This is a genomic window from Heliobacterium mobile, assembly GCF_009720735.1.
GTDB classification, from domain to species: domain Bacteria; phylum Bacillota; class Desulfitobacteriia; order Heliobacteriales; family Heliobacteriaceae; genus Heliobacterium; species Heliobacterium mobile.
In genome coordinates this window covers 25,825-44,116 of sequence record NZ_WNKU01000005.1, presented here as the reverse complement: position 1 = coordinate 44,116, position 18,292 = coordinate 25,825, and the positions used below count along the sequence as shown (strand labels likewise).

Here is an 18,292-nt window from a genome sequence, read left to right as displayed (position 1 = left end):
CTTCAATACGCCTGTTTTGATTAATTTATGTGGTTTTACGAGGAGCCTATTTCAATTTGCCGGGACGTTGGCAAAGTTCCACCAGATGGCCGAAGGTGCCTTTCGGATGGAGAAAGGCGATGTCGGCACCGCCAGCACCGCGACGAGGTTTCTCATCGATGAGGCGTACACCAGCCTCTTTCAGTTCGGCCAGCTTGGCTTCCAAGTCGTCGACGCGGTAAGCCACGTGCTGGATGCCCTCACCGTTTTTCTCGATGAATTTGGCGATGGGTCCTTCAGGATCGGTGGACTCGAGCAGTTCCACTTCTGCATCACCGGAAGGAAGGAAAGCGACACGCACCTTTTGTTCCGGTACTTCTTCGACGGAGGTACACTTGATGCCGATCACGTTCTCGTAAAAGGCGATAGCCGCCTTCAGGTCTTTCACAGCGATACCGATATGGTCAATGTGCAGAATTTCAGCCATCTTATTTTCCCCCGTTGAAGTGAGCTTCGATATACTTCACGATGTCCCGGGTGTCGGTACCGGGCGTGAAGATCTCAGCTACACCAGCTTCTTTCAGTCCGGGGATGTCATCATCGGGGATTACGCCGCCGCCGAGGACGAGGACGTCATTGAGGCCTTCGGCCTGCAGACCCTTGACCACCTGTGGGAACAGGGCCATATGAGCGCCGGAAAGTGAGCTGAGCGCGACCACTTGAGCGTCTTCCTGGATGGCCACTTCCACGATTTGAGCTGGTGTCTGACGAAGTCCTGTATAGATGACTTCCATCCCTGCGTCCCGCAGAGCTTGGGCGACCACTTTGGCGCCACGGTCATGACCGTCAAGTCCCGGTTTAGCCACAACTACGCGAATCGGTTTCTTTTCCATGTTTCAGCGACCCTCCTCTACTAGAAAATGATTTGTTGACGATATTCGCCGAATACGTTCCGCAGCACACCACAGATTTCGCCGAGGGAAGCATAGACTTTCACGGCTTCAATAATGGGCGGCATGAGGTTTTCGTTACCTTCGGCGGCTGCTTTCACGCGAGCCAAAGCAGCTTCGACAGCGGCGTTGTCCCGAGATTCTTTGACATTTTTCAGCTTCGCCTTTTGAGACTCGCCGAGAGCCGGATCGACTTTCAACAGGCCTTTGGGCGGCTCTTCTTTCATCTGGAACTTGTTGACGCCGATGACGATCGTTTCGCCATTTTCAACCGATTTCTGGTAGCGGTAAGCGCTGGCTTGGATTTCACGCTGCATGTATTCGATCGCGTTGGGAGCCCCGCCCAGGTCATCGATTTTTTGAATATATTCCATCGCTTTGGCTTCCAGTTGATTCGTCAGCGATTCTACATAGTAGGAACCACCGAGCGGATCAACTACATCGGCTGCGTTGATCTCGTAACCAACCACCTGCTGTGTCCGCAAGGCGATAAGCACAGACTCTTCGTTGGGGAGAGCCAGGGCTTCGTCTTTGGAGTTGGTGTGCAGGGATTGGGTGCCGCCGAGAGCTGCCGCCAAGGCTTGGAAAGCGACGCGCATGATGTTGACGTTCGGTTGTTGTGCCGTCAAGGTACTGCCGGCGGTCTGGGTGTGGAAGCGAAGCGCCCAAGAGCGGGGGTTCTTAGCTCCAAAACGCTCCTTCATGATCTTGGCCCAGATGCGGCGAGCGGCGCGGAATTTAGCGATTTCTTCGAAGAAGTTCATGTGGGAGTTAAAGAAGAAGGAGAGTCGGGGGGCGAACTTGTCTACATCCAAACCGGCGTTGATAGCTGCTTGGACGTAAGCGACACCGTCAGCCAAGGTGAAGGCGATTTCTTGGGCCGCGCTAGAACCGGCTTCACGGATGTGATAGCCCGAGATGGAGATGGTGTTCCAGTTAGGAACTTTCTCGGCACAGTACGCAAAGATGTCCGTAATCAGGCGCATGGAAGGTGCGGGAGGGAAAATATAGGTACCGCGAGCGATATACTCTTTCAAGATATCGTTCTGGATGGTACCGGAGATTTTATCGGAGGAAACACCCTGCTTTTCAGCAACAGCGATGTACATGGCCAGCAACACAGCAGCAGGTGCGTTGATGGTCATGGACGTAGAGACTTTATCCAGAGGGATGCTGTTGAAGAGGATTTCCATGTCTGCCATGGTATCGATGGCAACGCCGACTTTACCGATTTCCCCTTGGGAAAGGTCGTCGTCAGAGTCGTAGCCGATTTGGGTCGGCAGGTCAAAAGCGCAGGACAGACCGGTTTGCCCTTGGTCTAAGAGGTAACGGAAGCGCTCGTTCGTCTGCTCGGCTGTGCCGAATCCAGCATACTGGCGCATGGTCCAATGACGGCCACGGTACATGTTCGGCTGTACACCACGGGTAAAGGGGTATTCCCCGGGGAACCCTAAGTCATTGGCGTAGTCGAGGTCGGCTACGTCTTCCGGAGTGTATAATGTGTTCATCGTAATGCCGGAGTCAGTCTTAAACTCGGGCTGGCGTTCCGGGTTTTTCTTTACCACTTTCGCCAGGGTGTTTTCTTGCCATTTTGCTTTGGCTTCGCCGATTTGTGCGATTTTTTCCGAATCAAACACGAACCGAAAACCCTCCTTTCGATGTGAGGAAACAACTTGGTTCCTTCTCGCCCGTGGATCGCCCCTGTTGTCCGAGACCAGTCTTCTTTTTTCTGCGCAGTCACAACGGATAACCCGCTGTGACTGCGCAATTTTTTCTAGGACCGTCGGATCAACTGCTGAACCTTTTCTACGACTTCGTAGGGGAATGTAGCCACTTGCGCTCCGGCGGTGGTCAAAGCCTGTACTTTACCTTCGTAAGTGCCCTTGCCCCGCTCGATGATCGCCCCTGCATGGCCCATGCGTTTGCCCGGAGGCGCGCTCTTCCCGGCCAGGTATGCGACGACAGGCTTGCTCATCGTTTTGATGTACTCGGCAGCTTCTTCTTCTGCGTTACCGCCGATTTCCCCGACGAGAACGACCACTTGGGTCGCTTCATCAGCTTCAAAGCGCTTGAGCATATCCACAAATGTTGAACCCGGAACACGGTCTCCGCCGAGGCCGACGACACTCGTTTGACCGATGCCGATATTCGTCAGCGAGCCGACGATTTCGTACGTCAAGGTGCCTGAACGGGCCACAACACCAACCGGCCCAGGAGAGAAGGCGATGTTAGGGAGAATCCCCAGTTTACATTTCCAGGACGCCATCCCAAAGGTATTCGGTCCTATAATCACCGCATCCTTCAGTTTGGCCCGGTTGACTATGATTAACTCATCCTGAACAGGAATATGTTCGGTGATGATGATGATGACTTTGATGCCTGCCTCGATGGCTTCCAGGGCCGCGTCTTTGCAATAGGCGGCCGGAATAAAGAGTACCGAGGCGTCTATCCCATGGTGTTCACAAGCTTCGTACACCGTGTTGTAGAGCGGTACGCCTTCGTGTACACCGCCGCCTTTGCCGGGAGCCACCCCGGCGACCACATCCGTGCCAAAAGCGAGCATTTGTTTTAAGTGAAAAGTCCCCTGTTTACCCGTAATCCCTTGAATCAGCACTTTGGAACTTGCATCCACCAGTATCGCCATGATTAGGCCTCCTCCCCTGCTTTGGAAAGTTCAACGGCTTTTTGCGCGGCTTCTTTCATTTCCCGGTAAGCCTCAATACCGACTTCCCGGAGAATCCGAACGCCTTCTTCCTGGTTGGTGCCGACCATACGGACGACAACTGGTACAGGAATGCCGATGTTTTTCTTTACGTAGGCGAGAGCATTGGCCACGTCGTCACAGCGGGTGATGCCGCCGAATATGTTGATAAAGATCACTTTGGGATTTTGAGCCAGCAGGATTTGGATGGCCTTAGCGGTCCCTTCTACCCCGGTGCCGCCGCCGGCGTCCATAAAGTTGGCCGGCTGACCGCCGAAGAGTTGAACCATATCCAAGGTACCCATGGTGATTCCAGCGCCGTTGGCCATGATGGCGATGTTTCCACCCAACTCCACGAAAGATCCGACCCCAGCGGCTTTAGCCATCTTTTCGACTTCTGTCATGTCCTCATCCACAAAAGGAATATCCTTTTGCCGGTACAAGGCACTGTCATCGATAGTCACTTTGGCGTCTGCAGCGATCACTTGATCTTCCGAGATGACGAGCGGGTTGATTTCAACCAATTCGGCATCTTTTCTCACCATAATATTATACATTTTTTGTAGGATATCGGCATAGCTTTTTGCCAAATTGCCCGTAAGTCCAATTCGGCGAGCCAAGTCTTTCGCTAGAAAAGGCTGCAGCCCAAGGAATACATCCAAATGAACTTTAACGATGTCTTCCTCTGCTTGTTCTTCGATATCCATGCCACCTTTGGCCGAGGTGATGATGACCGGAGCTTTCGCAGCGCCGTCGATGGTGATAGCCACATAGATTTCCGATTCGATTTTTAGCTTCTCTTCCACCAAAATCCGTTGAACTGGGTGTCCTTGAACGGTCATCGCCAAAACGTCAGCCGCAGCCGTTTTGGCTTCTTCCGGTGTATCGGCGAATTTGATCCCTCCCGCTTTCCCCCGTTTTCCGGAAAGAACTTGGGATTTGATAACCACCGGTTTACCGATCTCTGCGGCCACTTGTTCGGCCTCTTCCGCTGTCATGACCATACGGCCTTGCGGCACCGGGATGCCGAATTGGGCAAAGATCTCTTTCCCCGTGTACTCAAAACACTTCACGGTAAAATAAGCCCTCCTTAGTTCGCTGTTGATATATTAACCAAAAGGATACACCCTTCATGTAGGGCGTTCCCTTAAGGACAACAGTGGACATTTGGAGCTTGCCGCGTTACGTGCTAGGTCTAGGTTGTGAAAAGAGCTGCATCTGTGCGATGGCGGAGATATTTCTGACTGTATCATTATGTACGGACTTTGTAGGCAAGCATGAATCGAATAGTTGGTGGAAATATATGTTGGAGTTAACTTGTCAAAGGCGCAGGGAAGACCTAGCTGGGGGTATTACCCCAACTAGGCCAGTTTTTGGAGAAGTTGATTAGGAACGGAGCGCACGGTCTATCCAGCGCTTGACGGTTTGACGGCCCATGTCGGCGATCGATGTCGTCAAGGGGATTTCTTTCGGGCAGACGCGGACGCAGTTTTGCGCGTTGCCGCAGTCAGTGACGCCGCCCTCACCCATGATAGCATCGAGGCGATCATGGGACTGCATTTCTCCGGTAGGATGGGCGTTGAACAGGCGAACCTGAGAGATGGCCGCCGGTCCAATGAAAGCCGACTTCTGGTTATAGTTCGGGCAGGACTCGGCACAGCAGCCGCAAGTCATGCAACGGGAGAGAGGATAGGCCCACTCTTGATCCCGAGCGGCCATGCGGGGACCAGCGCCTAAGTCATAGGTGCCGTCGATGTCGATCCATGCTTTTACTTTTTTCAGGTTTTCGAACATTCTCGTCCGGTCCACTTGCAGGTCGCGGATGAGAGTGAACTTGGAGAGAGGCTCCAAGGTGATCGGCTGGCTAAGCTGATCGACGAGGGAGGAGCAGGCTTGGCGAGGTTTGCCGTTGACAACCATGCTGCAAGCGCCGCAAACCTCTTCCAGACAGTTGCACTCGAATACGACGGGTGTGGTCTTTTGACCGTTGGCCATGACCGGGTTTTTCTGAATATGCATCAACATCGCGATGACGTTGAGGTTTTTGGTATAAGGGATGTTAAACTCTTCCCAGCGGGAAGCGGCGTTCGGGCCGTCTTGTCTTTTTACACGCAGACGAATCATTTCCGCCATGATTAATTCGCCCCCTTGTCGACATCATAGCGGCGAGGCCGCGGTTTGATGATCGATGTATCTACGTCTTCGTATTCGAAGGCGGGACCTTGAGCCGTCCATTTGGCTTTGGTCGTCTTCAGCCAGTTGGCATCGTCACGATCAGGGAATTCAGGCTTGAAGTGAGCACCGCGGCTTTCGTTCCGGTTCAATGCGCCGATGGTAATGACCCGGGCCAGTTCAAGCATATTCCAGACGTGGCGGGTGAAGATGGCCGATTGGTTAGCATATTTGCCGGTATCGGGCAGACCGATCTTCTTCCAGCGAGCCATGAGCTCTTGGATCTTGTTGTCTGTCGCTTTGAGGTCTTTGTTGATCCGGACGATAGTCACGTGCTGCAGCATCATATCGCCCAACTCAGCTTGAATAACGTAGGGGTTTTCGGTACCGTTGAGGCGATAGATTTCGTCCATCTTGGCCTGTTGCTTTTTCAGCTCACGGTCGAAGACAGATTGAGCGATATCGGCAGCGGACTTTTTCAGCCCTTTGGCATATTTCATCGTTGCCGGACCAGAGACCATACCACCGAAGATAGCCGAAAGCAGCGAGTTCGCACCCAAACGGTTAGCTCCATGATATTGGTACTCCGCTTCACCGGATGCGAAAAGTCCGGGGATGTTCGTCATGCCGTCATAGTTGGTCCAGAGACCACCCATGGTGTAGTGCATGCCGGGGAAGATCTTCATGGGCACTTTGCGCGGATCGTCGCCGACGAATTTCTCGTAGATTTCGAGAATGCCGCCGAGCTTGCGGTCCAGCGTTTTCGCATCGATGTGGGACAGGTCCAGATAGACTTGAGCTTTTCCATCGACACCGAGGCCCAGTTCATAGACTACTTTGTGGATGGCACGGGTCGCTACGTCCCGGGGAACCAGGTTGCCGTAGGCCGGATACCACTCTTCGAGGAAGTACCAAGGTTTGCCGTCTTTATACGTCCATACCCGTCCACCTTCACCGCGGGCCGACTCAGACATGAGGCGCAGTTTATCTTCACCAGGGATAGCTGTGGGGTGAACCTGAATCATTTCACCGTTGGCGTAAAACGCGCCTTGCTGATAAGCCGAGGCTTGAGGGGAACCGGTGTTAATTGTCGAGTTCGTGGAGCGACCGAAGATCATGCCGATACCGCCGCTGGCCAGGATGGTAGCCTCAGCGCGGAAGGCTTTGATCTCCATGGTAGCCATGTTTTGAGCTACGATACCACGGCAGATGCCTTCGTCATCGATGACCGAGGAAAGGTAGTCCCAGTTTTCATATTTGGTCACACGGCCGGCAGCTTCCCACTTCCGGACTTGTTCGTCCAGCGCATAGAGCAATTGCTGACCGGTGGTAGCGCCTGCGAAGGCCGTACGGTGGTGCTTGGTGCCACCAAAGCGGCGGAAGTCGAGCAGACCTTCCGGAGTACGGTTAAACATAACGCCCATGCGGTCCATCATGTAGATGATCCCGGGGGCTGCGTCACACATGGCTTTAACAGGAGGCTGGTTCGCCAGGAAGTCACCGCCATAAATGGTGTCATCCGTGTGTTCCCAGGTAGAGTCGCCTTCACCTTTAGTGTTGACAGCCCCGTTGATCCCGCCTTGCGCGCAGACCGAGTGGGACCGCTTCACCGATACAAGGGAAAAGAGGTCAACTTTCCCTCCAGCTTCGCAGATTTTGATAGCGGCCATCAGACCCGCCAAACCGCCACCAACTACGATGATACGCGTTTCCATTTCATCCCACCTCTAATGTCATTAGTGCAGCATCAAGGAGTAAAGGGCTCCGAGACCGCCGATGGAGAGTACACCCATGAGACCCATGCAGATGATAAAGGCCACATTTTGAGCCTTCGGACCAATCGTGATACCCCATGCAACGAGGAAGCTCCAGATACCGTTGCAGAAGTGAAAAGCAGCAGCGAGAAAACCGATGACGTAAGCCACAAAGGCGATCGGATGACTTGAGAGGTATGCGCCAAAAGAGTTGATATAACTCCCAGTGCTCCAGAAGTTCATCGTCTTCAGTGACCAAACGTGCCATACGACGAAGAGTACGGTAATAATGGCTGTTATCCGTTGAATGTAGAACATCCAGTTACGGAAGTAGTTGTACTGGAGGGTGTTGTTCTTCGCAACATAGACAATATAGGCGCCGTAGATCGCGTGGAACGCAATGGGCAAGAAGATAAAGCCCAGTTCCAAGAAGATCTTAAACGGCATGTGATGGAGAAAGCTCGTCCATGCCGACCAAATGCCGCCATCGACGATAGCCATAGAGTTCATCGCTGTGTGCTCGGCAAAAAACAATCCGATCGGAATGATGCCAAGCAGGGAGTGAACTTTACGGATCAAAAAATGATTACTGTTTGACATTCCGCTGCTCCTTTCCGCCCCCGTGGGTATTTAAGAACAAATTATCTCTTTTCTTCTACCTTTTCGCCCAATTCACAAAATTCTAAATTCTACCCAAAAAAAAATCCCGCGGTTCCGCCTCTGCTTGGGTCACACAAAGGCATCCAGGCTCTCACCAACCGTTTGCACTTTTTTTCTCAATCTTCCTCCTTCCAACCCGTAAATAGTTATGAATTGGGCTGTCCCTGTTCTCATTGCGTAGTTTAGCATTGTAAACAATTTGCGTCAACCGTATGTACAAGCCCATTTATACCGAATTACCCCCATTTTTCTTAATCTCTGTGCATTTATCTCCCTTTTTCTAAGCTCATTAAATGTATAAACGATTGAACATTATTTCTTCAAAGTGTAAACACTTCTGCACACGGTACAAAAAATATATACGTTCGGGTAAATCTCACAGGAAAGGCCCCCATCATAACTTCGATGAGGGCCTCCTTTTTAGGGGGACATCCAGGTTCCACCTAAATCGTTGCGCATTTCATCGATAGACGTAGAGTTCATTTTACCGCTTCGTCCGATATAGTAGACACGAGTTCGGTGGGTTTCACTTTTCGGAGGAACGAACCATGTCTTTCCTGACGTACCCTTTACCTTGGCAAAAGTTTCTGCTAGTTTTCGCTCTTTTTCGTATTCACTCTGGCGATCGCGATAATAAAGAGCTGCCATCGCTACGGAAAGGCGAACTTGAGTCTCCATATCCTTGGTGGCCGCATATTCCTCTCGCAAGCGTGCAGCTTCAGCTTTGAGATCTTCTATGGGCATCATGAGTAGTTCCTGTTGGAGAACCGTCTCTTCCCTTGGAAGCAATGGGGCTCACCTCGCAATAGACTAAATTTTATGAATATTATAACGAAGCATTGGGTGCCGGTCAACGGCAGGGGACAATGTAGAAAATGTTCTTTTTCCTTAACGTCATCCTATTCAGCCCTGCTTGAATTATTTCCAAAAAATCAGGTAAAGAGAATCCTTCTGCCGGAGAGAATAACGATAAGTCTTTTGACAAGGAGGTCTTCTCGTGGCACAGGTATATGACTGCATCATCGTCGGTTGTGGCCCTGCCGGTCTCTCCGCCGCTTTAAATCTTAAGATCCGCAACAAGTCTTTTATCATACTGGGGACGAAAGACTGTAGCCAGTGGTTAGCTAAGGCGGAACGGGTCGATAATTATTTAGGCTTTCCGGCCATCAGCGGAAGCGAACTGAGGGATCGCTTTTTCGATCATATCCACCAGCAGGGTATTGAACAGATGGATGCGCGGGTAAGTGCTATCTACGGGGGAGAAGGTACTTTTTCATTGATGGCTGGACGGGACACTTATCAGTCAAGGACAGTCATTGTGGCAACGGGGGTGCACGTTGAACGTCTCTTGCCCGGCGAAAACGAGTTGCTTGGTCGTGGTGTATCCTATTGTGCTACTTGTGACGGCCCCTTATATAAAGGCAAAAAGGTGGCACTGATCGACTATACTCAGGGGGAGGCTTGGGATGAAGCCCTGTTCCTCAGTGAACTGGCAGCAAAGGTGTATTATCTCTCTGCAACCGGTCAGAACGAAGCAAAGGCCTTTACCCCTTCGACGAATCCTAAAAACATGGAATTCCCCCTAGGAAAGGTCCTGGCACTCAAAGGGAATGAAAGCATTGCATCGCTGCAGACCGACGATCAGGAAATCCCTATCGACGGCGTCTTTATTTTACGGGAAACGATGAAAGCAGAAAATCTTCTGCCCGGTCTAGAAACGCGAGATGGGGCCATTATCGTCGATGCCCACATGAGAACAAACATGCCCGGCGTCTTTGCTGGCGGTGATTGCACCGGTAAACCCTATCAGTTGGCCAAGGCGGTCGGCCAAGGGGCGATCGCTGCCTTAAGTGCCGTCAGTTTTCTCGATGAGCAGCAGCGCACACCAGCAAAAGGGTTGTGATTATATTCTCTTATTAGTCAAACAAAAAGGTCAACTCTGAATATTTGTGAATCATCTCTTTTTCCCTTCCTATTATAATATAAAATGGATTTACGTAATTTTCGAGTAATCCTTGCTGGTCATACCATGAGAAACAGCTGATCCCACGAGAGGAGAGGCTGTTTTTTCGATTTTTTTCGACAAAATTAAATTTTTTGCTTATGTGCAGCAGGATTTTGGGAAGTGTCAGAGAATAAGTAATAACGTAAGCGGTCTGACCACCTTACGGTTTGCTGGTTAGAAAATCAATACCTTAGTAGAAAAATCAGCAGCCGAAAGAAAGATGGAGGTGATAAGCAAACCTAACCCCTCTGGCCCGGAAAGATATCTAGCCATCACAATTAATTATCATCCGGTTTCAGTGCACTCATGATTGTGATAATTGTTGCAATCACTTTCGCAAAATTGAAAGGGGGCCTCCTCATGTGGACTCAAGTTTATGATCCCATGGGTAACATCTTTCTCTCGGCTGCCATCGCTGTAATTCCCATCCTCTATCTATTCTGGGCGTTGGCAATTCAAAAGATGAAAGGCTATATCGCCGGTCTGACTACCACCACCATCGCAGTTTTCATCGCTATCCTGGTCTATGGCATGCCGGCCCAAGTGGCTATTGCCTCCACCCTTCAAGGTGCTTTATACGGTCTCTTCCCCATTTGCTGGATCGTCATCACTGCCGTATTTCTATATAACCTAACCGTTAAGTCGGGGCAGTTTGAAGTCATCAAAGACTCCATCGCCTCCATCACCGATGACCGCCGCCTGCAAGCGCTGCTCATCGCCTTCTCCTTCGGAGCCTTCCTAGAAGGTGCAGCCGGTTTCGGTACTCCCGTCGCTATCTCCGCCGGTATGCTCGTCGGCCTCGGCTTCAATCCTCTCTATGCTGCCGGTCTCTGCTTAATCGCTAACACAGCCCCTGTCGCTTTCGGCGGTATCGGGATTCCCATCATCGTCGCCGGTCAGGTCTCTGGTATTGATGATTTTGCCATCTCCCAGATGGTCGGCCGCCAGCTTCCCTTCCTGTCTGTCTTCGTTCCCTTCTGGCTTGTCTACATCATGTCTGGATGGAAAGGTATCAAAGAAGTTTGGCCGGCAGCCCTTGTCGCCGGTGGTGCTTTTGCTATCGGACAATGGTGGTCCGCTAACTACCTGGGCGCCATGCTTCCCGATATCATCTCCTCCCTTTGCTCCATCATCGGCCTTGTTACTTTCCTGAAAGTTTGGAAACCTAAAAACATTTGGCGTTTTGCCGATGAGCCCGCTGCTACTTATAAGGCCACCAGCAGCCTGACCTTCAAAAAAGTGCTGAAAGCCTGGAGCCCATTCATCATCCTGACCATCATGGTCGGTGACTGGGGCATGAAGTCGGTGAACGCCGTATTGGAATCTCTCACGATTAAGTTTGCCTTCCCGGTCATCCACAACGCTGTCATCAATCCTGCTACCAATCAACCCATCGCTGCTGTCTTCAAGTTCAACTGGCTCTCTGCCGCCGGTACGGCCATCTTGATTTCCTGCTTCATCACCATGCTCATTGTCCGGATGCCTCTCGGTCAAACGATGGGTATCTTCTGGGATACGGTCAAGTCACTCAAGTTCCCCATGGTCACCATCGCTTCCGTTCTCGGTTATGCATACATCGGTAACTCTTCCGGTATGACTTACACCATGGGGATGGCTCTGGCCACTACCGGCGCTCTCTTCCCCTTCTTCTCACCGATTCTCGGCTGGCTGGGTGTCTTCATCACCGGCTCTGACACTTCCGCTAACGCTGTCTTCGGCAAGCTGCAAGGCATCACCGCTGATAAGATCGGTGTCGACCCAGTCTTGACAGTCGCAGCTAACTCCTCTGGCGGGGTTACCGGTAAGATGATTTCTCCTCAGTCCATCGCCGTCGCTTGTGCTGCTACGGGACTCGTCGGCAAGGAATCGGATCTCTTCCGTTTCACCGTAAAGCACTCTCTCTTCTTCCTTGCGGTAGTGTGTGTGATTACATTCTTACAGTCGACCGTCCTCTATTGGATGATTCCCGTGTACCAAAAAGGTGCTGCCGCCGTTGCTGCAGCCGCGGTCAATATGTCCGATGGTTGGATGCTCCTCGGTATCACTGCTGTCATCGTTGCGATTCTCGGCTTCTCCGTCATGGGCCGCACCGAAGACAATCGCGCTTATTCGAAGCGCTAACTAACGGTCCCCGTCGCGGGACAAGCCTCATCGTATCGCCCGCGTCTAAATCAATATAGTGTGTGCCCGCACCGGAAACGGTGCGGGAATTTTTTTGCTTCTGTATAGGTTTAGGCAGAGAACGTGAAGTTGGTTCTTTAGTCTTGCTTGGTTATCAAAAAGACAGTACTATATCCTTATATCATACCCGTAGGGGTAATCGATCGAATAGCTACTTAAACAACGGTAAATATCCCAATTTTCCAGGAGGTATTGAATCGATATGCATAAAAAAATATCGACATGGATTCTACTTGCCGCGTTAAGCTCTTCCACTCTGCTCCTGAGCGGCTGCAATTCTAAAGAAGGCTCAGCAGCTGCGTCACTGACCGATTCAGAGAATTCAAAAAAGAGTGCTCCGACAGAAGTTACCTCGAAAGCCGCCGAGGAAGACACCTCCACCCTCTCTCCCTACGCTGCGATGGGCATGGTCGGCAAGGCTGCTCCAGCCTTTACGCTGAAGACAGCCGACGGCAAGGAAGTCTCCTTAGCCGACTTTAAGGGAAAACCGGTCATGCTTAATTTCTGGGCCAGTTGGTGCCCCCCCTGTCGTCAGGAAATGCCCGATATCGACGTTCTAGCGGCCGAATACAAGGACAAAGCTGTCGTCATAGGGGTTAACCTTACCCAAGAGGAACGAAAGGCTGACGACGGCGTTAAATACTTCGAAAAGGCAAAGCTTAAATTCCCCATGCTGCTCGATAGCGACCCGAATCAATCCGTTTCGAAAGCATACCGAATTTACTTTAAACCAACCACATTTTTCATCGATAAAGACGGGATTATCCGAGAGGTCTTTATCGGCGCCAAGGAAAAGGAAAATTTCGCGCAACAGTTAAATGCTCTTTTAAAATAAAGGCATTCTTCTGGGTCATCTTCTGTCTCCAAACGCTTAATCTCAATACCCTTCGACCAACATCGCTCACGTCTACGTGAAACCTCAAAATGCTTAAAATAAAAAGATGGACTGCTTTTACTTAGCAGTCCATCTTTTTTAGATCATCCTATGGTATATTGCCGGTTTTGATTTAATCCCGGATCACGCCACTGAGCTTATAGGATTCGTATAACAGCTTGATCGGGTGCACCGTATCGACGGCTAAGTTGGCTTGGGCCAAACCGTCCTCGATGGTCATACGGCAACCGGGACATCCGGTGGTAGCCGTTTGAGCTCCCGTCTGGCTGATGTCAGCAGCTTTTTTCGCGGTGACCTGTTTAGACAGGTCGTAATGGGTCAGGCTGAAGGAACCAGCTCCGCCGCAGCAGCGGGCCGGGTTGGTCATCTCATAGAACTTGACACCAGGAATGGATCGTAGAATCTGGCGCGGCTCCGCGGTCACCTTCATACCCCTGGCCAAGTGGCAGGAGTCGTGATAAGTGACGGATCTTTCGATAGTGCCCATAGGCTTCTCAAGGCCGCCTGCTTTGATGACTAAGGGGTTAGCGTCGATCGTCTTCTTAGCAAGCACTTGGGCCTTGCGCTGGTATTCAGGATCATTCTCTAACAGATGGGGATAGTGCTCTGCAAAAGAGCAGACACAGGTCCCGCAAGCCATGAAGATATGATCGAGATTATACTTTTGATCGGCTGCAGTGAACACATCGATGTTGTGACGGGCCATTTCACGGCCAATATTACGTTCACCGTTGATGAAGACGGGAGCTCCGCAACAGTGCTGCGCCTTCGGGATGATGACATCAACGTCATTCGCCCGGAGCACTTCCACAATCGCTTTGCAGGTATCCGTATAGATAAAGTTGTTTACACAACCTGTGAAAAAGGCTGCCCGCATTTTCCCTTTACCGCTGTGGGCCGGATTATATTCTTCAAACATGTCCCGAGCCGGTGTGGTCGCCAAGTCGGGGATGACCCGGCGGACATCCATACCCATGACGGAAACACGCATAGTCCGTCCTTTACCTTCACTGCGACGCTTCAGGGCAACGCCTTGGAACAACGCGCCCGTTTTTAAGCCGAAGTTAAACATCCGGCGTAGTTTGAGCCCTTTGAAAATGGATTGTTTGATCATCGGCAAGCCGACCGTTTCGGCCATTTGAGCCCGGGCGGCAAGGATGATGTCTACGCAGTGTACGCCACAGGGACAGTTTGCCTCACAAGCTTTACAGGTCAGACAAAGAGCAAACTTATCCAAGAGGCCATGGGTCGGCTGCAATCTACCTTCGAGCACATCGACAGCGAGGCGAATTTTCCCCCGTGCTACAGCGCCTTCATGCATCGTTTCCATATACAGTGGGCAGACAGCTTGGCAGTTGCCGCACTTCATACACTGCTGCATCAATTCCCCTGCTTTTTTCAGGGTTTTGTAGTCAGCCATCTTAGTTCCTCCCCGCTACCATTTTTCCGGGGTTCAAGAGATATTCCGGATCGAGGGCTTCTTTGATGCGACGCAGTACGTCCACCCCAGTTGCACCCAGTTCCCATTCGAGGTACTTCATTTTGGCCATACCGATGCCGTGTTCACCGGAAAGGGTACCACCTAAGTCGACAGCAACGCGGAAGATCTCGTCGACGGCTTTATGGACCCGCTTCATCTGTTCTTCATTGCGCTCGTCACAGAGGATGGTGGGATGAAGGTTACCGTCGCCGGCGTGACCGAAGGTGCCAATGAGCAGGTCATATTTCTTCGCGATTTGGCGGATGGCTCGCAGCATTTCAGGGATGCGGGATCGAGGCACGGTGGCATCTTCCAGAACGGTCGTCGGCGATTTTTGAGCCAACGCCGGCAGAGCGGCGCGGCGGGCGGCCCATAGCTGATCGCGCTCTTTATCAGTCTCGGCGACGCGAACATTGCCCTTAAATCGTTTGCAGACTTCTTCCACAGACTCGGCTTCTTTGGCGACGACTTCCGGGATTCCGTCCACTTCGATGAGCAGTACCGCTTCTGCATCGGTCGGCAAACCGGCATGGGAGAAGGATTCTACCGTCTGAATCGTCGTTTTATCCATAATCTCCAATGTGGCGGGGATGACTTTAGCCGAAATGATCCCAGCGATGGCCTTGCCCGCATCATCAAGATCGCTAAAAATGGCCAACATGGACTTACGGGACTCGGGAGCAGGAATCAATTTGACGATAAGTTCGGTGATGATGCCCAGAGTACCTTCGGAGCCGGTGAAGAGCTTGACCAGATCATAGGCGGTGACATTCTTAACAGTCTTACCGCCGCAGCGGAATTTTTCACCGTTGGCGAGGACAACTTCCAGGCCCATGATATAGTGCTTGGTCACGCCGTATTTTAAGCCACGCAGACCGCCGGAGCACTCCGCCGTAGAGCCGGCCATCGTTGCCGTAGAGACAGTACCCGGATCGGGAGGGTAGATGAGGCCATAAGGGGCTACGGCTGTGTTTAGCGATTGAATGACCACGCCCGGCTGGACCGTAGCCGTCAAGTTTTCCGCGTCGATTTCGAGAATCTTGTTCATCCGTTGGAAGGTGACGACGACGCCGCCTTTGAGGGGGATCGTTCCACCGGAGAGGTTGGTGCCGGCTCCCCGAGGATAGATCGGCGTTTTGTGCTTGCTGGCGATGCGCATGATCGCTTGAACTTCTTCCGTCGTTTGGGGGAGAACGATCGCATCGGGTCGATGAGAAGGCATATCTGCTGTGGCATCAAAAGCGTAGCAGGCCAAATCCTCGATCGTGGTCAGAACCCGTTCTTTGCCTAAAAGAGTTTCCATCTCACGGATCGCTTGTTGAACGGACATATAATACTGCCTCCTTAATTATCCTTTGCGCAGGGACTCAGCCAAGATTTCGGCGGTATGCTTTACCTGGACGGAGCTGCGTTTTTTATCGAGACCACCGGCAATTTGCATGACGCATCCGGGGCAGTCGACACATACCATTTCAGCGCCGGTCGCCGTGATGTTATCCAGCTTTTTCTGGAGAATCGGCGCCGAGATCTCAGGGAATTTCACCAGATAGGAGCCAGCCATGCCACAGCATTGATCACAGTCTTTCATCTCGATGAGATCCATGCCGGCCACTTCCGTCAGCAGCTTGCGGGGGACGTCGGAGAGATGGAGATGGCGGCGGTAGTGGCAGGAGTCGTGATAGGTGAATTTTTTCCGGGCCAAGGGCTTGGACTTCTTACCTGTCTTGACACCGAGCTCAGCGACGAGGTCGGAGAAGTCGCGAACCTTGGCAGCTACCTTTTTTGCCCGTTCATGCCACTGAGGTTCCTCTTTGAGTACATCGACGATGTCTTCGAGCAGTGCGACGGTACATGTGGGGCAGGCAGAAACGATATAATCAGGGTTTCCTTCTTCCATGGCGGCGACGTTTTGTTTCGCCAGGCGGATTTGGGTCTCTCCATCGCCCATATATTTAGCCGGGGCGCCGCAGCAAGCTTGCTCCCAGGGGAAGTAAACTTCACATCCGGCGTGTTCCAACACTTCATAAACGGCTTTGCCGATATGGGGGTAGCAGAAGTCGATGAGACATCCGCCGTAGAAGTTCACCCGCTTTTTCTTGCCGGTGTTCTTTTTCTCATGTTCTTTGGCGAAATCACGGAATGGCTGCGGAGCCACGGCCGGCAAGCTGCGCTCTTTCGTCAATTCTGAAAAAAAGAAAGGTAAGTGGCGGATATAGGGCTTGCCGCCGGTCAGGGGAAACTGGCCGATGGAAGCGACCCGCAGTAGGCTGTGCATTAGTTTCCGGTTGGCAACGACACTGAAGATAGCTTTCGGGATCATCTTCAGGCCGTTCTTTTCGGCCATGCGGCGGCGCATCTTCAGGATCAGATCGGGGATAGGGATTTTACCGGGGCAGACTTCCGTACAGCGACCACAGCCCAAGCAGAGGTTTTGCGGTTTCTCGGCGTCTTCTGGATCATTGAAGAAGAAGGTTAAAATGGCACCGATGCCGCCGGCATAGATGTGACCGTAGACGTGACCGCCAACCATCTGGTAGGCCGGACATACGTTTAAGCAAGAGGCGCAGCGGATACACTGCCAGGCTTGTTTGAATTCGGGATCTTTGAGCATATCACTGCGGCCATTGTCCATGAGGACGATGTGCAGTTCTTTATCTTGTACCTGACCGTCTACTTCCGTAGGGGTGACACCGGTGACGAAAGTGACGTAACTGGTGATGAGCTGACCGGTAGCGCTTTTGGGCAGCGCTTTGATGATATTGGCCGCTTCTTGCATGTTGCGGATGATTTTCTCAATACCGACAAGTGCGACGTGAATTCGAGGCAGCGTCGTCGTCAGACGGGCGTTCCCTTCATTCGTCACTGTGGCGATAGAGCCTGTCTCTGCAACGGCCATGTTTGCGCCGGAGATACCCATATCGGCTTCGATGAATTTAGTCCGCAACTCGACACGGGCTTTTTGCACCATCAAGGGAATATCTGGAGGAATATCCGATTTCATCTCTTTGCTGAAATAGCCGGCAACCTGCTCTTTAGAAAGGTGAATTGCGGGCATCACCATGTGGCTTGGCTTTTGGCCGGCCAACTGGATGATCCATTCACCTAAATCTGTTTCATTGACGATCATGCCGGCTTTTTTCAGGTGATCGTTCAAATGAATCTCTTCGGAGGCCATGGACTTGGATTTTACGATTCGTTTGACGCCTCGGTCTACAGCCAGGTTGGCGATGTAGCGATTGGCATCGTCAGCTGTTTTGGCAAAATAGACCTTAGCTCCCCGTTTGGTAGCATTTTCGGTGAACATTTTAATCAATTGATCCAAGTCATCGCCGTTTTTTGCCTTCGAACAGGCGATCTCGCCGCGCAGTGCTTCGATGTCCACCCCTTGGTAGGCATTCTTCCTGGCCGTGGGATAGGCGTCGGCAAAGCGGCTTAAGGCGCCCCGCATGACCTGGTCTTGTAAAGCCTTCTGAATGGATGCTTTGAAGTCTTGGTTTTTTTCCTGGTTGGACATC

15 protein-coding genes are annotated in these 18,292 nt (G+C 51.8%); 3 read left to right on the top strand and 12 right to left on the bottom strand.

Going from position 1 to position 18,292, the window contains the following annotated elements; genetic code table 11:
- Positions 1-46: 46 nt before the first annotated feature.
- From mce to GJ688_RS06195, 9 genes are all read right to left on the bottom strand, one after another.
- On the bottom strand, positions 47-466 hold the full coding sequence (mce, locus tag GJ688_RS06235) for a methylmalonyl-CoA epimerase (protein WP_155475693.1): 420 nt from the start codon (positions 464-466) through the stop codon (positions 47-49).
- Between the two features lies 1 nt (position 467).
- The gene (locus tag GJ688_RS06230) at positions 468-872 is read right to left on the bottom strand and encodes a cobalamin B12-binding domain-containing protein (RefSeq protein WP_155475692.1); all 405 of its coding nucleotides are present in this window, start codon (positions 870-872) and stop codon (positions 468-470) included.
- Positions 873-892: 20 nt separating this feature from the next.
- Positions 893-2,566 (bottom strand): acyl-CoA mutase large subunit family protein, encoded by a 1,674-nt coding sequence (locus tag GJ688_RS06225; RefSeq protein ID WP_170291730.1) that lies wholly within the window; start codon positions 2,564-2,566, stop codon positions 893-895.
- A 137-nt stretch (positions 2,567-2,703) separates the two neighbouring features.
- On the bottom strand, positions 2,704-3,573 hold the full coding sequence (gene sucD, locus GJ688_RS06220; RefSeq protein WP_155475690.1) for a succinate--CoA ligase subunit alpha: 870 nt from the start codon (positions 3,571-3,573) through the stop codon (positions 2,704-2,706).
- A 2-nt stretch (positions 3,574-3,575) separates the two neighbouring features.
- Positions 3,576-4,703 (bottom strand): ADP-forming succinate--CoA ligase subunit beta, encoded by a 1,128-nt coding sequence (gene sucC, locus GJ688_RS06215; RefSeq protein WP_170291729.1) that lies wholly within the window; start codon positions 4,701-4,703, stop codon positions 3,576-3,578.
- 313 nt (positions 4,704-5,016) lie between these two features.
- Entirely contained in the window at positions 5,017-5,763 is a 747-nt protein-coding gene (gene sdhB / locus GJ688_RS06210; RefSeq protein WP_155475689.1) for a succinate dehydrogenase iron-sulfur subunit, read from the bottom strand.
- A 2-nt stretch (positions 5,764-5,765) separates the two neighbouring features.
- Complete coding sequence (sdhA, locus tag GJ688_RS06205) at positions 5,766-7,517, bottom strand: succinate dehydrogenase flavoprotein subunit (RefSeq protein ID WP_155475688.1); 1,752 nt, start codon at positions 7,515-7,517, stop codon at positions 5,766-5,768.
- Between the two features lie 21 nt (positions 7,518-7,538).
- Positions 7,539-8,156, bottom strand: a complete 618-nt coding sequence (locus GJ688_RS06200) for a succinate dehydrogenase (RefSeq protein WP_155475687.1) — start codon at positions 8,154-8,156, stop codon at positions 7,539-7,541.
- Between the two features lie 480 nt (positions 8,157-8,636).
- Positions 8,637-9,005 (bottom strand): hypothetical protein, encoded by a 369-nt coding sequence (locus GJ688_RS06195; protein WP_170291728.1) that lies wholly within the window; start codon positions 9,003-9,005, stop codon positions 8,637-8,639.
- Positions 9,006-9,213: 208 nt separating this feature from the next.
- Here GJ688_RS06195 and GJ688_RS06190 point away from each other — a divergent pair, with 208 nt between their 5' ends.
- The 3 genes from GJ688_RS06190 to GJ688_RS06180 all read left to right on the top strand — a co-directional run bounded on the left by GJ688_RS06190 (position 9,214) and on the right by GJ688_RS06180 (position 13,237).
- On the top strand, positions 9,214-10,119 hold the full coding sequence (locus GJ688_RS06190; RefSeq protein ID WP_170291727.1) for an NAD(P)/FAD-dependent oxidoreductase: 906 nt from the start codon (positions 9,214-9,216) through the stop codon (positions 10,117-10,119).
- 462 nt (positions 10,120-10,581) lie between these two features.
- Positions 10,582-12,342 carry an L-lactate permease gene (locus GJ688_RS06185; RefSeq protein ID WP_155475685.1) on the top strand — a complete coding sequence of 587 codons (1,761 nt, stop codon included), beginning with the start codon at positions 10,582-10,584 and terminating at the stop codon, positions 12,340-12,342.
- A gap of 262 nt (positions 12,343-12,604) precedes the next feature.
- Positions 12,605-13,237 carry a peroxiredoxin family protein gene (locus GJ688_RS06180; protein WP_155475684.1) on the top strand — a complete coding sequence of 211 codons (633 nt, stop codon included), beginning with the start codon at positions 12,605-12,607 and terminating at the stop codon, positions 13,235-13,237.
- Between the two features lie 172 nt (positions 13,238-13,409).
- Here GJ688_RS06180 and GJ688_RS06175 read toward each other — a convergent pair whose 3' ends face one another.
- The 3 genes from GJ688_RS06175 to ldhH are packed head-to-tail and all read right to left on the bottom strand — an operon-like array spanning position 13,410 to position 18,291.
- On the bottom strand, positions 13,410-14,717 hold the full coding sequence (locus GJ688_RS06175) for a (Fe-S)-binding protein (protein WP_155475683.1): 1,308 nt from the start codon (positions 14,715-14,717) through the stop codon (positions 13,410-13,412).
- Between the two features lies 1 nt (position 14,718).
- Positions 14,719-16,107 carry an FAD-binding oxidoreductase gene (locus GJ688_RS06170; RefSeq protein ID WP_155475682.1) on the bottom strand — a complete coding sequence of 463 codons (1,389 nt, stop codon included), beginning with the start codon at positions 16,105-16,107 and terminating at the stop codon, positions 14,719-14,721.
- A gap of 18 nt (positions 16,108-16,125) precedes the next feature.
- A complete protein-coding gene (gene ldhH / locus GJ688_RS06165) occupies positions 16,126-18,291 on the bottom strand; it encodes an L-lactate dehydrogenase (quinone) large subunit LdhH (protein WP_155475681.1) in 2,166 nt (721 codons plus the stop codon).
- Position 18,292 lies beyond the last annotated feature (1 nt).

Bases quoted from the DNA above. Each gene is read 5' to 3' on its own strand.
- GJ688_RS06175 (WP_155475683.1), bottom strand. From the start codon at position 14,717: ATGGCTGACTACAAAACCCTGAAAAAAGCAGGGGAATTGATGCAGCAG.
- GJ688_RS06230 (WP_155475692.1), bottom strand. From the start codon at position 872: ATGGAAAAGAAACCGATTCGCGTAGTTGTGGCTAAACCGGGACTTGAC.
- GJ688_RS06180 (WP_155475684.1), top strand. From the start codon at position 12,605: ATGCATAAAAAAATATCGACATGGATTCTACTTGCCGCGTTAAGCTCT.
- sdhA (WP_155475688.1), bottom strand. From the start codon at position 7,517: ATGGAAACGCGTATCATCGTAGTTGGTGGCGGTTTGGCGGGTCTGATG.
- mce (WP_155475693.1), bottom strand. From the start codon at position 466: ATGGCTGAAATTCTGCACATTGACCATATCGGTATCGCTGTGAAAGAC.
- sucD (WP_155475690.1), bottom strand. From the start codon at position 3,573: ATGGCGATACTGGTGGATGCAAGTTCCAAAGTGCTGATTCAAGGGATT.
- ldhH (WP_155475681.1), bottom strand. From the start codon at position 18,291: ATGTCCAACCAGGAAAAAAACCAAGACTTCAAAGCATCCATTCAGAAG.
- GJ688_RS06170 (WP_155475682.1), bottom strand. From the start codon at position 16,107: ATGTCCGTTCAACAAGCGATCCGTGAGATGGAAACTCTTTTAGGCAAA.
- GJ688_RS06185 (WP_155475685.1), top strand. From the start codon at position 10,582: ATGTGGACTCAAGTTTATGATCCCATGGGTAACATCTTTCTCTCGGCT.
- GJ688_RS06200 (WP_155475687.1), bottom strand. From the start codon at position 8,156: ATGTCAAACAGTAATCATTTTTTGATCCGTAAAGTTCACTCCCTGCTT.
- sdhB (WP_155475689.1), bottom strand. From the start codon at position 5,763: ATGGCGGAAATGATTCGTCTGCGTGTAAAAAGACAAGACGGCCCGAAC.